Origin of the sequence: Flavobacterium sp. GSB-24 (assembly GCF_027924665.1) — a bacterium.
In the GTDB taxonomy this organism is placed as follows: domain Bacteria; phylum Bacteroidota; class Bacteroidia; order Flavobacteriales; family Flavobacteriaceae; genus Flavobacterium.
The window spans coordinates 2,369,665-2,386,203 of the sequence record NZ_AP027043.1 but is presented as its reverse complement, the minus strand read 5'-3'; the positions used below and the strand labels follow the sequence as shown (position 1 = coordinate 2,386,203).

11 protein-coding genes are annotated in these 16,539 nt (G+C 35.2%); 9 read left to right on the top strand and 2 right to left on the bottom strand.

All coding sequences use genetic code 11. The features are described from left to right. Positions 1–25 precede the first annotated feature (25 nt). Positions 26–964, top strand: a complete 939-nt coding sequence (locus QMG60_RS10440; protein WP_057119220.1) for an alpha/beta hydrolase — start codon at positions 26–28, stop codon at positions 962–964. 47 nt (positions 965–1,011) lie between these two features. Next, on the top strand, positions 1,012–3,003 hold the full coding sequence (uvrB, locus tag QMG60_RS10435; protein WP_281867778.1) for an excinuclease ABC subunit UvrB: 1,992 nt from the start codon (positions 1,012–1,014) through the stop codon (positions 3,001–3,003). Here uvrB and QMG60_RS10430 read toward each other — a convergent pair. Further along, complete coding sequence (locus QMG60_RS10430) at positions 3,000–3,401, bottom strand: TerB family tellurite resistance protein (protein WP_281867777.1); 402 nt, start codon at positions 3,399–3,401, stop codon at positions 3,000–3,002. The two genes, uvrB and QMG60_RS10430, sit on opposite strands and share 4 nt — an antisense overlap. 57 nt (positions 3,402–3,458) lie before the next feature. Here QMG60_RS10430 and QMG60_RS10425 point away from each other — a divergent pair, with 57 nt between their 5' ends. The 4 genes from QMG60_RS10425 to QMG60_RS10410 all read left to right on the top strand — a co-directional run bounded on the left by QMG60_RS10425 (position 3,459) and on the right by QMG60_RS10410 (position 6,901). Continuing rightward, on the top strand, positions 3,459–4,256 hold the full coding sequence (locus tag QMG60_RS10425; protein WP_281867776.1) for an alpha/beta hydrolase-fold protein: 798 nt from the start codon (positions 3,459–3,461) through the stop codon (positions 4,254–4,256). Positions 4,257–4,277: 21 nt separating this feature from the next. Continuing rightward, positions 4,278–5,288: a dipeptide epimerase gene (locus QMG60_RS10420; RefSeq protein WP_281867775.1), complete on the top strand. Its 1,011-nt coding sequence runs from the start codon at positions 4,278–4,280 to the stop codon at positions 5,286–5,288. A 2-nt stretch (positions 5,289–5,290) separates the two neighbouring features. Beyond that, a complete protein-coding gene (locus QMG60_RS10415) occupies positions 5,291–6,325 on the top strand; it encodes an aminotransferase class I/II-fold pyridoxal phosphate-dependent enzyme (RefSeq protein WP_281867774.1) in 1,035 nt (344 codons plus the stop codon). Between the two features lie 111 nt (positions 6,326–6,436). After that, positions 6,437–6,901: a DUF1456 family protein gene (locus QMG60_RS10410; RefSeq protein ID WP_281867773.1), complete on the top strand. Its 465-nt coding sequence runs from the start codon at positions 6,437–6,439 to the stop codon at positions 6,899–6,901. Between the two features lie 206 nt (positions 6,902–7,107). On the opposite strand, the gene sucC is transcribed toward QMG60_RS10410, so the two are convergent. Then, the gene (gene sucC, locus QMG60_RS10405) at positions 7,108–8,301 is read right to left on the bottom strand and encodes an ADP-forming succinate--CoA ligase subunit beta (RefSeq protein ID WP_057119874.1); all 1,194 of its coding nucleotides are present in this window, start codon (positions 8,299–8,301) and stop codon (positions 7,108–7,110) included. Between the two features lie 416 nt (positions 8,302–8,717). Between sucC and gltB the strand changes: the two genes are divergently transcribed. The 3 genes from gltB (at position 8,718) to lysA (ending at position 16,523) form a co-directional block, all read left to right on the top strand. Continuing rightward, complete coding sequence (gene gltB, locus QMG60_RS10400; RefSeq protein ID WP_281867772.1) at positions 8,718–13,235, top strand: glutamate synthase large subunit; 4,518 nt, start codon at positions 8,718–8,720, stop codon at positions 13,233–13,235. Positions 13,236–13,364: 129 nt separating this feature from the next. Then, on the top strand, positions 13,365–14,819 hold the full coding sequence (locus tag QMG60_RS10395) for a glutamate synthase subunit beta (protein WP_057119234.1): 1,455 nt from the start codon (positions 13,365–13,367) through the stop codon (positions 14,817–14,819). Between the two features lie 480 nt (positions 14,820–15,299). Beyond that, positions 15,300–16,523, top strand: a complete 1,224-nt coding sequence (gene lysA, locus QMG60_RS10390) for a diaminopimelate decarboxylase (RefSeq protein ID WP_134140629.1) — start codon at positions 15,300–15,302, stop codon at positions 16,521–16,523. Positions 16,524–16,539 lie beyond the last annotated feature (16 nt).

The window sequence follows — 16,539 nt, the reverse complement described above, 5'->3', positions numbered from 1 at the left end:
TTAAGCTAAATTGAATTTTATAACTATGTTGAAACTATATTCTCGTTTGGTAATCGTACTATTTTTAATTACAAGTTGTGCTTCTAAAAAAGCAAAATTTGAAGATTATGTTTTTAAAACCAAAAGCGAAGAGCTGAAATATGAAACCGCTTACGATAAAGCTTTAAAACTCTGGAACATCCCTTATACAGAGGAAAACGTTAAAACAACTTTTGGAACAGCACACGTAGTTATTGCAGGGCCAAAAAACGGGAAAGATTTAGTTTTACTTCATGGAATGGATGCAAGCTCTACCATGTGGTATCCAAACATTCAGGCTTTAGCCAAAAACCACCGTATATATGCTATTGACTTTTTGATGGAACCCGGGAAATCTAACTTAACTGCAAAACCTCTTTCGTCTGAAGAAATTGCCATTTGGTATAACGAAATTTTCGATCATTATAAATTAAAGAAATTTGATATTATAGGCGCTTCTCGCGGCGGTTGGATTGCAACATTATTAGCAACACAAAAACCAAATTCGATTGATAAAATCGTTTTGTTAAGTCCAGCGCAAACTTTTAAATTTATTGATAAAGTTGGAAAAACAACGTCAGCTTTGATGCTGAAATTATTTCCAAGTGAAAAGAAATTTGGCAAAACACTGACCACATTTTCTACGCACCCAGAAAAAATAAGCCAGATATACAAAAGGCAGTTTTATCTCGCCAACAAATATGCAAAATCCAATTCGAGCATGCTTAAAATGCATCCATTTTCAGATAAAGAATTACAATCAATTCAAAATCCTGTTTTGGTATTAATTGGTGATAGAGACGTAATTAACTCTGACGAAAGTCTAAAAAGAGCACAAAAATATTTAAAAAACAGCCAAACAAAAACTATAAAAGATGCTGGTCATTTTTTATCGATAGACCAATCTAAAATCACCAATGATGCAATCATTAATTTTTTAGAATAGCATTCAAACTTTGTATCTTTACAAAACCAAATTTTCAGCGTAAACACATGAAATTTCAAGTTTCCTCAGAATATAGTCCAAAAGGAGATCAGCCTCAAGCCATACAGAAACTGGCACAAGGTGTAATCGACGGAGAAAAATATCAAACTTTATTGGGAGTTACAGGATCTGGTAAAACATTTACTGTGGCTAATGTAATTGAAGAAGTACAAAGACCTACTTTGGTTTTGGCACATAACAAAACCTTGGCCGCACAATTGTACTCTGAATTCAAGCAGTTTTTCCCAAACAATGCCGTTGAATATTTCGTTTCGTACTACGACTATTATCAGCCGGAAGCTTTTATGCCGGTAACTGGGGTTTTTATTGAAAAAGATTTATCTATCAATGAAGAATTGGAAAAAATGCGTTTGAGCACTACTTCTTCCCTCCTTTCTGGTCGTCGAGATGTTTTAGTAGTTGCCTCAGTTTCTTGTTTGTATGGTATTGGAAACCCTGTCGAATTTAAAAAGAACGTAATTGAGGTAACCAGAGATCAGGCTATTTCGAGAACGAAACTGCTTCACAGCCTTGTACAAAGTTTGTACGCCAGAACAGAAGCAGATTTTAACCCTGGAAATTTTAGAATAAAAGGTGACACGGTTGAAGTATATCCAAGTTATGCCGACGACGCTTACAGAATTCACTTTTTTGGAGATGAAATTGAGGAAATTGAATCTTTTGATGTTAAGACTTCACAAGTCATTGAAAAGTTCAAAAGACTGACTATCTATCCAGCAAACATGTTTGTGACTTCTCCAGAAGTATTACAAGGTGCAATTTGGGAAATTCAGCAGGATTTGGTTAAACAAGTTGATTACTTTAAAGAAATAGGCAAACATTTAGAAGCCAAACGTCTGGAAGAAAGAACCAATTTCGACTTAGAAATGATTCGGGAACTAGGTTACTGTTCTGGAATTGAAAATTATTCTCGTTACCTAGACGGCAGACAGCCTGGAACAAGACCTTTCTGCTTATTGGATTATTTCCCAAGTGATTATTTAATGGTTGTTGACGAAAGTCACGTTACCGTTTCGCAGGTTCATGCGATGTACGGAGGTGACCGCTCGCGTAAGGAAAACTTAGTAGAATATGGTTTCCGTTTACCTGCTGCAATGGACAACCGTCCTTTGAAATTTGAAGAATTTGAAGCTCTTCAAAATCAGGTAATTTACGTTTCTGCAACTCCTGCTGATTATGAATTACAAAAATCAGATGGTATTTATGTTGAACAGATTATTCGCCCGACTGGATTAATAGATCCTGTTATCGAAGTTAGACCAAGTTTAAATCAGATTGATGATTTAATTGAAGAAATTCAGGTTCGATGCGAATTAGACGAAAGGGTTTTAGTAACTACTCTAACCAAAAGAATGGCTGAAGAATTAGCCAAATATTTGACAAAAGTAAGCATTCGCTGTCGTTACATCCACTCTGAAGTCGACACTTTAGAGCGTATCGAAATCATGCAGGATTTGCGTAAAGGTATTTTTGATGTTTTAATTGGAGTAAACTTACTTCGTGAAGGTTTAGATTTACCCGAAGTTTCGCTTGTTGCTATTTTAGATGCCGATAAAGAAGGTTTCTTAAGAAATCACAGATCTTTAACTCAGACTATTGGTCGTGCGGCAAGAAACTTAAACGGAAAAGCAATTTTGTATGCCGATAAAATTACTGCCAGCATGCAGAGAACAATTGACGAAACTGAATCTCGAAGAACGAAACAGATTAATTTCAACGTTGAAAATAACATAACGCCTCAGGCTTTAAATAAAAAAATAGAAAGCGCTTTCACCAAAAATCCGTTGGTAGAATACGAATTAGGACATCCTATCCCTGTTGCTGCTGAACCTGAAACAGCTTATTTATCTAAAGGTGAATTGGAAAAAATGATTCGGGAAAAACGTAAAACAATGGAAAAAGCAGCTAAAGAATTAGACTTTTTACAAGCAGCTAAACTGAGAGACGAAATTAAAAAATTACAAGAACAGCTGGCTTAATTATGCTGTTCTTGAAAAACTTGTAAAACTACAGTCGGATTAATGACGGTTTTGGGGGCTTTTTTCATCATTTCCAAAACACGTTTTACAGCAGATGGATTTAGTCCCATTTCTAGTGCAATCTGCTGAATTGCTTTGAATTCCCTTTCGTGTAAAACACCATCGCAATGCATTAATAAAGCCAATCTATAAAATTGGTTGATACGCTGCATTTCAGATTTGATAGGAATCCCTTTGGTTTCCTGATGAAATAAATCTTGAAATTCTTCTTCGCTAATATTCAATTCCAAGGCCACAAGTCTTAAAAATTCAAGCTCACGTTTATGCAAATGTCCATCGACAGTAGCGAACATAATCATTTCTAAAAGTAAACTTCTTTTTTCTGCTTCTGTATTCATCAATTTATTATTTTTAGCTAAAATATTGCTTTTAAACAAAAATACAAAACACAGATAATGAAGAGGATTTTCCTAGCAGTTTTACTTCTATTTGCTCTTATCGGAAAAGCACAAAGTACAGCTTCAAAAAATGTATCGACTTTTACAATTGAGGCTCCTCAACTCCATACTTCAAAAAAAATCTGGATCTATCTTCCTGAAAACTATTCAAAAGACATTCAAAAAAAATACAGCGTTATTTACATGCATGATGCGCAAAATTTATTTGATGCTAAAACTTCTTTTTCTGGCGAATGGAATATCGATGAAAAATTAGACAGCTTAAAAGCTCCAGTAATTGTTGTGGCAATTGAACATGGAAATGAAAAACGCATCGATGAACTTACTCCTTTTAAAAACGAAAAATACGGCGGCGGAAACGCTGATAATTATTTAGAATTTATTGTAAAAATATTAAAACCGTATATCGACAAAAATTACAGAACCAAAACAAAACCTAAAAACACCATTCTTTTCGGAAGTTCGTTAGGCGGTTTGGTTTCTTATTACGGTGCTTTGAAATATCCAGACGTTTTTGGTAAAGCAGGTGTTTTTTCTCCCTCTTTTTGGTTTTCTAATGATATTTATACTTTCACAGAAAAACAATCCAAAATCAAAACTAAAATTTATTTTCTGTGCGGTGATAAAGAAAGTGACGATATGGTAAAAGATTTAACTAAAATGAAACGTTTACTAGATACCAAACGTTGTTACTGCCTTCATCTGGACAAAACCAAAATTGTAAAAAATGGTGAACACAATGAAAAACTTTGGCGCGATCATTTTGCTGAAGCTTTAATTTGGCTGGGTTATTAATAAAAAAATACTTTTATAAAAATGAAATTAATTTTAAGAGAATACAATCTCAAACTAAAACATACTTTCACGATTTCAAGAGAATCAATTGATTTTCAGCCTTCATTAATTGTAGAATTACAAAGCGATGGTTTTTCTGGTTTTGGAGAAGCAACTTCTAATCCGTATTACAATACAACGGTTCCGATGATGATGCAGGATTTAGAAAAAATTAGAAGCATTATTGAAAGTACAGAAAATGAAACTCCGGAGGTATTTTGGGCAAAAATCCATCCATATTTAAAAGATGACATGTTTGCTTTGTGCGCTTTAGATTTGGCTTATAATGATTTGTATGCCAGAAAAAAAGGTAAAAAGTTATACGAATTATGGAACTACACAACCGAAAGAAACCCGATGACAGATTATACTATCGGAATTGCTTCTATCGACAAAATGGTTTCAAAAATGCAGGAACTTCCTTGGCCGATTTATAAAATTAAACTCGGAACAAAAGAAGATATTGAAATTGTAAAAGAACTACGAAAACATACCAATGCCGTTTTTAGAATTGATGCCAACTGCGGCTGGGGAGTTGAGGAAACAATCAACAATGCGGTTGAATTAAAAAAACTAGGGGTCGAATTTCTAGAACAGCCCATGAAAGCTGATAATTGGGAAGGACATAAAGAAGTTTTTAAACATTCTGTTCTTCCTGTAATTGCAGACGAAAGTTGTATTATTGAAGAAGATGTTGCAAAGTGCTTCAATCATTTTCATGGCGTGAACGTTAAATTGGTAAAATGCGGCGGCCTAACTCCTGGAAAACGCATGATCGAAGAAGCTAAAAAATTGGGATTAAAAACCATGGTAGGCTGCATGACCGAATCTACTGTTGGAATTTCTGCAATCGCACATTTACTGCCTCAATTGGATTATGTGGATATGGATGGCGCACTTCTTTTGGCTGAAGATATTGCAACCGGCGTCACTATAAAAGACGGTGTTGTAAGTTATTCTGATCTTAACGGAACTGGAGTTACACTTTTATAAAAATGATAGTCGAACAATTCCCAGATCGAATTATTGAAATTGACCAAGAGCAATATTTGTATTTTGGCGGAACTGCCTATTTAGGTTTACCAACAAATAAAGAATTTCAAGATTTAGTAATCCACAACATTCGCACTTGGGGAACTACATACGGAAGCTCCAGAACTGCCAATGTCAAATTAAGTGCTTATGATAGCGGTGAAAAGTTTCTAGCATCGCATATTGGATCAGAAAATGCTGTCACGGTTTCCTCAGGAATGCTGGCTGGAAAATTGGTCATAGATTTAATGAAAAAACAAACGGATTGTTTCTTTCATTTTAATGATACACATGCTGCAATTAGAATTGAAAACAGTCTTTCCTTATTTGAAAATGGTAAATTAAATGATCGATTACTGAATCCGAAATCTGAAAAAATAACGATTCTAACGGATGGAGTTCCTTCTTTTGAAACAAAACCTGTTGATTTCTCTTTCTTGAAAGAAATCCCCGATCACAAAGAAATCACACTAATTGTTGATGAATCCCATTCTTTCGGAATTATTGGAAAAAATGGCTCAGGAATTTTCAATTCAATTCAATATCCAATTAAAAGAAAAATCATGGTTTCTTCTTTGGGGAAAGCTTTTGGTTTAACCGGAGGTCTTATTGCAGCCGATGCTGCCACTATCAACCAAATAAAAGAAATGGAAGTTTTTACAAGCGCAGCGGGAATGAATCCTGCTTTTGTTCAGACTATTTCTGATGCTTCCGAAATTTATGCTAAGCAGCATCAAAAACTTAGAGATAACTTAAGTTACTTAGATTCGATTTTAAACGAAAGCATCAATATTAAATTTGATAAAAACTATCCTTTAATTTATCTTCTATCAAATGATTTAGTAGAAAAACTAAAACAGGAAAAGATAATTATTGCCAGTTTTAAATACACAAAAGATGCCGAACCGCTCAATCGTATTGTAGTTACCGCTAATCATCTTAAAGAAGATTTGGACAAATTGGCTGGCATTTTAAATGAATTTAATTCTCAATTTTAATCATTTTAAAAAACTACCTTTGCAAAAAATAAATAATGAGTTTAACTTGGAGTAAAGATTGGAAAAACTTAAATCCTAAAACTTGAAACAAAAAAACCTGAAACAAAAATTATGACAAATAACGATATACTTAAAAAACTTCGCGTGGCTTTGATGCTCCGTGATGATCAAATAGTTGAAATTTTAGAATTGGTAGATTTTAGAATTACAAAATCAGAATTAGGTGCTTTTTTTAGAGCAGAAGATCACCCAAATTACATGGAATGCGGCGATCAGGTTTTGCGTAATTTCTTAAACGGATTGGTAATTCATTTAAGAGGAACGAAAGAAAACCCTAAAAACTCAAATGACGTTTTGGCGAAACATAAGGCTGAAATTCCGAAGAAGGAAACGTCTAAAGAAAGACCAGAATTTAAAGCAGCTCCAAAAGATTCAGAAAAATACAGAGGAGATCAAAGTTCTTCAAAGTCAGGTTCATCAGCTGGAAAACCTAAAAAGAAAGCATTCCCAAAAGGAAATGGAAAACCAGTTGTTGTAGAAAAAGTAGTTTTCAAAAACGGTAAGAATAAAAAATAATTAATAACTGTTAAAGTTTAACAGCAAAGGGCACAAGGATTTACGCTAAGTTCGCAAAGTTTTTATTGATAAAGCTTTGCGAACTTTGCGGTTATATTAAATCCTATAAATAAAAAAAACTTTGCGCTCATTGCGGTTAAATTACCCACAAAAAAATCCCTCCGAATATCGAAGGGATTTTCTATATAAATTGATTTCTTATTTGATTAAGAAAGTGCAGCTTTAACTTGATCAGCAGCTTCTTGGAATTGAACTGCAGATAAGATTGGCATACCAGAGTTGTCGATTAATTCTTTTGCAATTTCAGCATTTGTTCCTTGCAAACGAACAATAATTGGCACATTGATAGCGTCTCCCATGTTTTTGTAAGCATCAACAACACCTTGAGCAACACGGTCACAACGAACGATTCCTCCGAAGATGTTAATCAAAATAGCTTTTACGTTTGGATCTTTCAAGATAATTCTGAAAGCTGTTTCAACACGTTTAGCATCAGCAGTTCCACCAACGTCAAGGAAGTTAGCAGGCTCAAAGCCAGCGTATTTAATTAAGTCCATAGTTGCCATTGCAAGACCGGCTCCGTTTACCATACATCCTACAGTACCGTCAAGGTCAACATAGTTTAGACCAACTTCTTTAGCTTCAACTTCAATTGGATTCTCCTCACGGATATCTCTCATTTCAGCATATTTAGGTTGTCTGTATAAAGCGTTATCGTCGATATTTACTTTAGCATCAACAGCTAAGATTTTGTTATCAGAAGTTTTTAAAACTGGGTTGATTTCAAACATAGAAGCATCAGAACCAATGTAAGCATTGTATAATGCATCGATGAATTTCACCATTTCTTTGAAAGCATTTCCAGAAAGACCTAAGTTGAAAGCAACTCTTCTAGCTTGGAAACCTTGCAATCCAACAGCTGGATCGATTTCTTCAGTAAAGATTAAGTGCGGTGTGTGCTCAGCAACTTCTTCGATATCCATTCCACCTTCAGTAGAATACATAATCATGTTGCGTCCTGTACCTCTATTCAATAAAACAGAAACATAAAATTCAGAAGTTTCGCTTTCACCTGGATAGTAAACATCTTCTGCAACTAATATTTTGTTTACTTTTTTACCTTCAGGCGGAGTCTGAGGCGTGATCAATTGCATTCCGATGATTTGTTCTGCTAACTCTTCAACTTGTTGTAAGTTTTTTGCCAGCTTAACTCCACCACCTTTTCCACGACCACCTGCGTGAATTTGCGCTTTTATTACATGCCATCCTGTACCAGTTTCGGCAGTTAATTGTTTTGCAGCAGCTACAGCTTCAACCGCATTGTTAGCCACAATTCCGCGTTGTACGCGTACTCCGTAACTCGCTAAAATTTCTTTTCCTTGATATTCGTGTATGTTCATAATATAGAATTTGTCTGGTTCTGAATTTATTTCAGAATAAAAGTGCGACAAAAGTAACAAAATACAACTTAATAGTAAAATCTTTTTCAATTAAATAAATGTTACCCATAGGTATTAAACGTTGAAACTTTTTGAAAGCAAACAAATAGTTAACGAAACACTTTGTTAATGTTAACACAAAACCGCTAAAACGTTTGATATTTAACAAAAACTTCACTGAATTCAATACCTTAGAGACGATTTTTCTTAATATATTTTATTGTCAATTATGATTTTGATAATTCGCAATCGTTTATATAATAATATTATCATTTAAGAACCCTTTTTCTAATATTACTATAAAAATGAAAGCGAATACATAATTTCAATACATTATGTTTAACGAAATCTTTATTTTTGTAGAAAAAATATCAAGAATGAGAGTTAAAGAACAAGGGCTTTATCTGCCTGAATTTGAACACGACAATTGTGGTGCAGGATTTATTTGTAATTTGAATGGTATTAAGTCAAATGATATCATTCACAAAGCATTAGACATCTTAATTAAATTGGAACATCGTGGTGCAGTTAGTTCTGATGGACGAACTGGTGACGGGGCCGGAATTTTATTCGACATCCCTCATGATTTTTTTAAGAAAGTTTGTGACTTTGAAATCCCAGAAGCGCGTGAGTATGCAGTAGGAATGGTTTTTTTACCAAAAAGCAAAAACCAGGTTTCTTTTTGTATTAATGCATTTGAAGCAACTATTAAAGATCAAAACTTAAAGATCTTAGGTTGGAGAGATGTACCTGTTGACGTTGAAAATTTAGGGCAAATCGCCGCAGAAAAAGAACCAACAGTTAAACAAGTTTTCGTTTCTAAAAACGGACAAAACTTAACTGAACAAGAATTTAATGCAAAACTTTTTGCAGCTAGAAAAATTGCTGAACATGCCGTAAGAGGATCTAAAACCTCAGAAAGCCACATGTTTTATTTTACTAGTTTATCGACAACTACTATAATATATAAAGGTCTATTGATGCCGGAAGACATCAGCCGTTATTATATAGATTTGAAAGATCCAGACTTGGTGACTCGTTTAGCACTTGTACACCAGCGTTTCTCTACAAATACATTCCCTTCTTGGGACTTAGCTCAACCGTTTAGATACATGTGTCATAATGGTGAGATCAACACACTTCGTGGAAACGTTAGCCGTATGCGTGCTCGTGAAGAGCTTATGCAGAGTGCTGTTTTTGGCGATGATATCAAAAAATTATTCCCAATTATCTTAGAAGGAAAATCAGATTCTGCTTCTATGGATATGGTGGTTGAACTTTTATTAATGACAGGTCGTTCTCTTCCTGAGGCAATGATGATGGTTGTTCCAGAAGCTTGGGAAAAACATCAGACAATGTCTCCAGAAAAAAGAGCATTTTACGAGTTCAACGCTTGTATTATGGAACCTTGGGATGGTCCCGCTTCTATTCCGTTTACAGATGGTAACGTTATTGGTGCCTTGTTAGACAGAAATGGTCTGCGTCCTTCTCGTTATACTTTAACAAAAAGCGGATTCGTAATTATGTCATCTGAAATTGGTGTACTAGATATCGATCCAGAAGATGTAATTCAGCACGGTCGTTTAGAGCCAGGAAAAATGTTCTTGGTTGATATGAACGAAGGTCGTATTATTGAAGACGAAGAAGTTAAAAAAGCAATTGTAACAAAACGTCCTTACCAAGAATGGTTAGATGCTAACTTATTGCCTTTAGCTAAAATCCCATACACAAATAACCCAACTCCTGTTGAAAAATTAGATTTCGTAACTAGACAAAAGTTATTTGGTTATACTATTGAAGATTTAAAAACAATCATCAACCCAATGGGAGGACAAGGAGCTGAAGCAATCAGTTCTATGGGTAACGATACGCCTTTGGCAGTATTGTCGGACCAGCCTCAATTGTTGTATAACTATTTCAAACAATTATTTGCTCAGGTTACTAACCCGCCTTTGGATGGTATTCGTGAAGAAATTATTACGGATATCAGTTTAGCAGTGGGCGGCGATTTCAATATTTTTGAAATTGAATCTAAGCAGTGTAAAAAACTAAAAATCCAAAATCCAGTTATTTCTAACGAGGATTTGGATAAAATTAGAAACATTGATCACCCAGATTTCAAATCCGCTACTATTTCTACTTTATACAAAATAGAAAAAGGAGTTAACGGTTTAGAGCGCGCGCTAGAAAAATGTGTTCAGGCAACTTACAAAGCTGTTTCTGAAGGATGTAATATCATTATTTTATCAGATAGAGGTGTAAGCGAAGAATTAGCTCCAATTCCTATGTTATTGGCTTGTTCATACATTCATCACTCTTTGAACATTTTACAGGTTCGTTCTAAATTCGGAATCATCATCGAATCTGCAGAGCCTCGTGAACCGCATCATTTTGCTTTATTGTTTGGATACGGTGCAAGTGCAATCAATCCATACATGGTAAACGAAATCATTTACGATCAAGTTGCCCAAGGATTTATTACAGGTGTAAAAGCTGATTATGCAATTGTAAATTACAATAAAGCAATTGCAAAAGGTATCGTAAAAATCATGAACAAAATTGGTATCTCTACATTACATTCGTACAGAGCTGCCCAAATTTTCGAGATTTTAGGTTTAAACAAAACATTTACATCAAAATATTTCCCTTATACTCCATCTAGAATTGAAGGAATTGGTTTAATGGAAGTTGAAAAAGAGGTTAAAAAACGTTTCCAAAAAGCTTTCCCAAATTCAAAAATTGCAAACTTGCTTTCTCTTGAAATTGGAGGTATTTACAGATGGAGACGCGGTGGTGAAAAACACATGTTTAACCCAACTACTATTTCTAAATTACAACAAGCGGTTCGTTTAAACAGCCCAGAAAGTTATAAAGAATACTCTAATGCGGTTAACGAGCAAAGCTCAAACTTAATGACTATTAGAGGTTTATTTGAATTCAACAATTTAGATCCAATTTCTATTGACGAGGTAGAACCTTGGACAGAAATTGTTAAGAAATTCAAAACAGGCGCAATGTCTTACGGCTCTATCAGCCAGGAAGCGCATGAGAATTTAGCAATTGCCATGAACAGAATCGGTGGTAAAAGTAATTCTGGAGAAGGTGGAGAAGATCCAAGACGTTTCCAAAAAGAAATTAACGGAGATTCTAGAAACTCTGCAATTAAACAGGTTGCTTCAGGACGTTTTGGTGTTTCGATCAACTATTTGACAAACGCTAAAGAAATCCAAATCAAAATGGCTCAGGGAGCGAAACCTGGTGAAGGTGGACAGTTACCTGGAGAAAAAGTTGTGCCTTGGATTGCTGAGACAAGAAACTCTACACCTTATGTAGGTTTGATTTCGCCTCCTCCTCACCACGATATTTATTCTATTGAGGATTTATCTCAATTGATTTACGACTTGAAAAATGCCAATCGTGAAGCGCGTGTAAACGTAAAATTAGTTTCTGAAGTTGGAGTTGGAACTATCGCTGCCGGTGTTGCCAAAGCAAAAGCTGACGTAATCTTAATTTCTGGTTATGATGGAGGAACGGGAGCTGCACCATTAACATCTTTACAGCACACAGGTATTCCTTGGGAACTTGGTTTAGCTGAGGCACAGCAGACTTTGATCTTAAACGATTTAAGAAGCCGTGTAGTTTTAGAATGTGACGGACAGTTGAAAACTGGTCGTGACGTTGCTATCGCTGCATTATTAGGAGCAGAAGAATTTGGTTTTGCAACTGCGCCTCTTGTTGCTTCTGGATGTATCATGATGAGAGCTTGTCACTTAAATACATGTCCGGTTGGTATCGCGACTCAGGATCCAGAATTGAGAAAAAATTTCAAAGGAACTCCAGAGCACGTAATCAACTTCATGTATTTTATTGCTGAAGAACTAAGAGAAATCATGGCGCAGTTAGGTTTCAGAACTTTAAAAGAAATGGTCGGACAGTCACAAAAATTAAATGTGAACAAAGCCATTAAACATTATAAAGCAAATGGTTTAGACTTGTCTACAATTCTATACAAACCGGAAAAAGCCAAAACAGAGCCAAATCATAATACAACTACTCAAGATCACCAACTTGAAAACGTATTGGATTTTGACATCATCAAAGAAGCAATTCCGTCAATCTATAGAAAAGAGAAAACAAGAGTAACCTTTAAAATTAAAAATACAGACCGTTCTGTAGGTGCGATTTTGAGTAACGAAATCTCAAAAATATATGGCGCACAAGGTTTACCTGAAGACACTATTTTAGTTGATTTTGAAGGTTCTGCCGGACAAAGTTTTGGTGCTTTTGCAACAAACGGATTGTCGTTTAAAATTCACGGAAACTGTAATGATTACTTAGGAAAAGGTCTTTCTGGAGGAAAACTAATTGTAAAAGTACCTCCTACTGCAACCTTCAAACCTGAAGATAACATCATTATTGGAAACGTTGCCCTTTACGGAGCTATTACCGGAGAGGCTTATATTAACGGAATGGCCGGTGAGCGTTTTTGTGTGAGAAATTCTGGAGCAACAGCAGTTGTTGAAGGAATTGGAGATCACGGATGCGAGTACATGACCGGTGGTACAGTGGTGGTTTTAGGAAAAACAGGAAGAAACTTCGCAGCTGGTATGAGCGGTGGTGTAGCTTATGTTTACGATCCAAATAAGAAATTCGATTCGACAGTATGTAACATGGAAATGGTTGCATTCGATCCGATGGAAGACGAGGACGTTACCAAACTAAGACGATTGATCAAAAATCATTCATTGTACACAAGCAGTCCATTAGCAAAAAGAATTTTAGCAGACTGGGAAAATGAACAAAAGCACTTCGTAAAAGTAATGCCAACTGATTACAAAAAAGCATTACAAAGAATTGCAGAAGAGAAAAAAATAGAAGAATTAATAGCTGGATAAAAATCAATTTCAAAAAATAAAATTCCAAATTCCAATGGCAATGTTAATGCCAATGAAAATGTCTTCCTGAGCGAAGTCGAAGGATTGGAATTTGGAATTTAAAGAAATTGGAATTTAATTTAAAATGTCATGGGTAAAATAGGCGGATTTAAAGAATATAATAGAGCCGACGAAAGTAATTTAGCAGTAGCAGAACGTGTTTCGAACTACAACGAATTTACTATTCCGTTAGCAAAAGATAAAATAAAAGAACAAGGTTCAAGATGTATGGATTGTGGTATTCCTTTTTGCCACAGCGGTTGTCCGTTAGGAAATTTAATTCCAGACTTCAACGACATGGTACATCAGGAAGAGTGGCAGAGTGCATTAGAGATTTTACAGTCTACTAATAACTTTCCAGAATTTACAGGACGCTTATGCCCTGCTCCATGCGAAAAAGCATGCGTATTAGGAATCATTAAAGATCCTGTATCTATCGAAAACATCGAGAAAAACATTGTTGAAAGAGGTTTTGCTGAAGGATGGATCAAACCACAAGCTCCAAAAACAAGAACTGGAAAAACAGTTGCCGTTATTGGTTCTGGACCTGCTGGTTTAGCAGCAGCACAGCAATTAAACAGAGCTGGACACACCGTTACAGTTTTTGAAAGAGACAATGCTATTGGAGGTTTACTACGTTACGGCATTCCGAATTTCAAATTAGAAAAAGAAATTATCGACAGACGTGTAGTAATTCTTGAAGCAGAAGGAATCACTTTCAAAACAAACGTAAACGTTGGTGTTAACTTCAGCGTAGAAGAATTAAATGCATTTGATTCTATCGTTTTATGCGGAGGAGCAACAGAAAGAAGAAGCTTGCCAACTAAAGGAATCGAAAGCAAAGGTGTTGTTCAGGCAATGGATTTCTTAACGCAGCAGACTAAAGTATTATTTGGAGAATCAATTCCAGATCAAATTAAAGCAACCGGTAAAGATGTAATCGTTATTGGTGGTGGAGATACTGGTTCTGACTGTATCGGAACTTCAAACAGACACGGAGCTAAATCGGTTACTAACTTTGAGATTTTACCAAAACCTCCAGTTGGAAGAAGCGAGTCAACTCCTTGGCCTTTCTGGCCGTTGCAGTTAAAAACATCTTCTTCTCACGAAGAAGGCTGCGACAGAAACTGGCTAATCAATACTAAAGAATTCATTTCTAATGATAAAGGAGAATTAACTGGACTAAAAACCGTTGAAGTACAATGGAAAATGACTCCAGGACAAAGACCTGAATTAATCGAAAAAGAAGGTTCTGAGAAAATCTGGCCTTGCGATTTAGCGTTATTGGCTCTTGGATTTACAGGACCAGAGAAAACGTTAAGCGAGCAGTTAGGAATTGAAACTGATGCTAGAAGCAATTACAAAGCGCATAACTATCAGACAAACGTACCTCACATTTTCACTGCTGGTGATATGAGAAGAGGACAATCATTAATCGTGTGGGCTATTTCAGAAGGTCGCGAAGCAGCAAGAGAGGTAGATCTATTCCTTATGGGATCTACTAACCTGCCTACTAAAGGAAAAGGAGATTTACCGAGTCTTTAATTTTAAGGTTCTGAGGTTCTAAGATGCTAAGTTTTTCCTTGCATTTTATTTAATCTTTATTCCTAGAAACAACATAACTACTTACAAACCCTTGAACTCACTTCAAGGGTTTTGTTTTTTTTAGCCACAGGATTGTACAGATTAAAAGGATTTTTTGTTTGCTGCGAATTACACTAATTTCCACTAATTTATTTTTTTTCACTTTAACTTAATTCTTAAAAAATAATCTGTGCTAATCACTAAAATCTGTGGCAAAAAATTCTTAGCAACATTTTAAGAATTAGTCAAATTCGTGAATTCATTGAAAAAAAACTTACTATCTTAGTATCTCATAACCTTAGCACCTTAAAAAAGGTTATAAAAATCCAAAACAACCAACTTTTTGTTTAAAAACAAACAATTTGTTATAATTTGTTATTTTTCTACAAATTATTTGTCAGTAGATAAAAGTGTAATAACTTTGCCCAAAATGATTTAAAAATGCAAGCAAAAGATTTACTGCAGTTAGCAGACCAATTTGGAAGTCCATTATATGTTTATGATGCCGAAAAAATCCAATCTCAGTACAATAGGTTAACTAAAGCTTTCTCTAAGGTAGAAAACTTGAGAGTTAATTACGCCATGAAGGCATTGTCAAACGTTGCGATTCTTCAGTTATTAAAGAACATGGGGTCTGGTTTAGATACTGTATCAATTCAAGAAGTTTTATTGGGACTTCATGCTGGCTATGATCCTGACAAAATTTTCTTTACACCAAACGGAGTTTCTCTAGAAGAAATCGAAGAAGTTGCCGCAATGGGTGTACAAATCAATATTGATAACTTATCTATTCTGGAGCAATTCGGAACAAAATATCCGCAGATTCCGGTATGTATTCGTATCAATCCCCATGTAATGGCAGGTGGAAATGCAAATATTTCTGTTGGACATATCGATAGTAAATTCGGAATCTCTGTTCACCAAATTCCGCATATCTTACGAATTGTGGAGAACACAAAAATGAGCATTGTTGGAATTCACATGCACACAGGATCTGATATTTTAGATATCGAAGTATTCTTGTATGCTGCTGAAATTTTGTTCGATACAGCGAAAAACTTCAAAGATCTAGAATTCTTAGATTTCGGAAGTGGATTTAAAGTTCCTTACAAAAAAGACGATATCGAAACAGACATCGAAGAATTAGGTAAAAAATTATCTAAAAGATTCAATGCTTTCTGTGCAGAATATGGCAGAGATTTAACTTTGATTTTCGAACCAGGAAAATTCTTGGTGAGCGAAGCAGGTCATTTCCTAGTAAAAGTAAACGTAGTAAAACAAACAACATCAACAGTTTTCGCTGGAGTTGATAGTGGTTTCAACCACCTAATTCGTCCAATGTTATACGGATCTTCACACCATATCGAAAACATCTCAAACCCAAAAGGAAAAGAGCGTTTTTACTCTGTTGTAGGATACATTTGCGAAACGGATACTTTTGCCAACAACCGCAGAATTTCAGAAATTACAGAAGGCGATATTTTAGCGTTCAGAAACGCTGGAGCTTATTGTTTCTCAATGTCTTCGAACTACAATTCAAGATACAAACCAGCCGAAGTTCTTTGGATGAACGGACAAGGAATCTTGATTCGCCAAGCCGAAACTTTCGAAGATTTACTTAAAAATCAAATTCCGTTGCCAGAAGAAATTGCTGCAACAGTTTAAAATAAAAAAAAAGAGA

Excerpts from the sequence above, each read along its gene's own strand:
- QMG60_RS10395 (WP_057119234.1), top strand. The coding sequence starts at position 13,365 with ATGGGTAAAATAGGCGGATTTAAAGAATATAATAGAGCCGACGAAAGT.
- lysA (WP_134140629.1), top strand. The coding sequence starts at position 15,300 with ATGCAAGCAAAAGATTTACTGCAGTTAGCAGACCAATTTGGAAGTCCA.
- QMG60_RS10425 (WP_281867776.1), top strand. The coding sequence starts at position 3,459 with ATGAAGAGGATTTTCCTAGCAGTTTTACTTCTATTTGCTCTTATCGGA.
- gltB (WP_281867772.1), top strand. The coding sequence starts at position 8,718 with ATGAGAGTTAAAGAACAAGGGCTTTATCTGCCTGAATTTGAACACGAC.
- QMG60_RS10440 (WP_057119220.1), top strand. The coding sequence starts at position 26 with ATGTTGAAACTATATTCTCGTTTGGTAATCGTACTATTTTTAATTACA.
- QMG60_RS10415 (WP_281867774.1), top strand. The coding sequence starts at position 5,291 with ATGATAGTCGAACAATTCCCAGATCGAATTATTGAAATTGACCAAGAG.
- QMG60_RS10430 (WP_281867777.1), bottom strand. The coding sequence starts at position 3,401 with ATGAATACAGAAGCAGAAAAAAGAAGTTTACTTTTAGAAATGATTATG.
- QMG60_RS10410 (WP_281867773.1), top strand. The coding sequence starts at position 6,437 with ATGACAAATAACGATATACTTAAAAAACTTCGCGTGGCTTTGATGCTC.
- QMG60_RS10420 (WP_281867775.1), top strand. The coding sequence starts at position 4,278 with ATGAAATTAATTTTAAGAGAATACAATCTCAAACTAAAACATACTTTC.
- uvrB (WP_281867778.1), top strand. The coding sequence starts at position 1,012 with ATGAAATTTCAAGTTTCCTCAGAATATAGTCCAAAAGGAGATCAGCCT.
- sucC (WP_057119874.1), bottom strand. The coding sequence starts at position 8,301 with ATGAACATACACGAATATCAAGGAAAAGAAATTTTAGCGAGTTACGGA.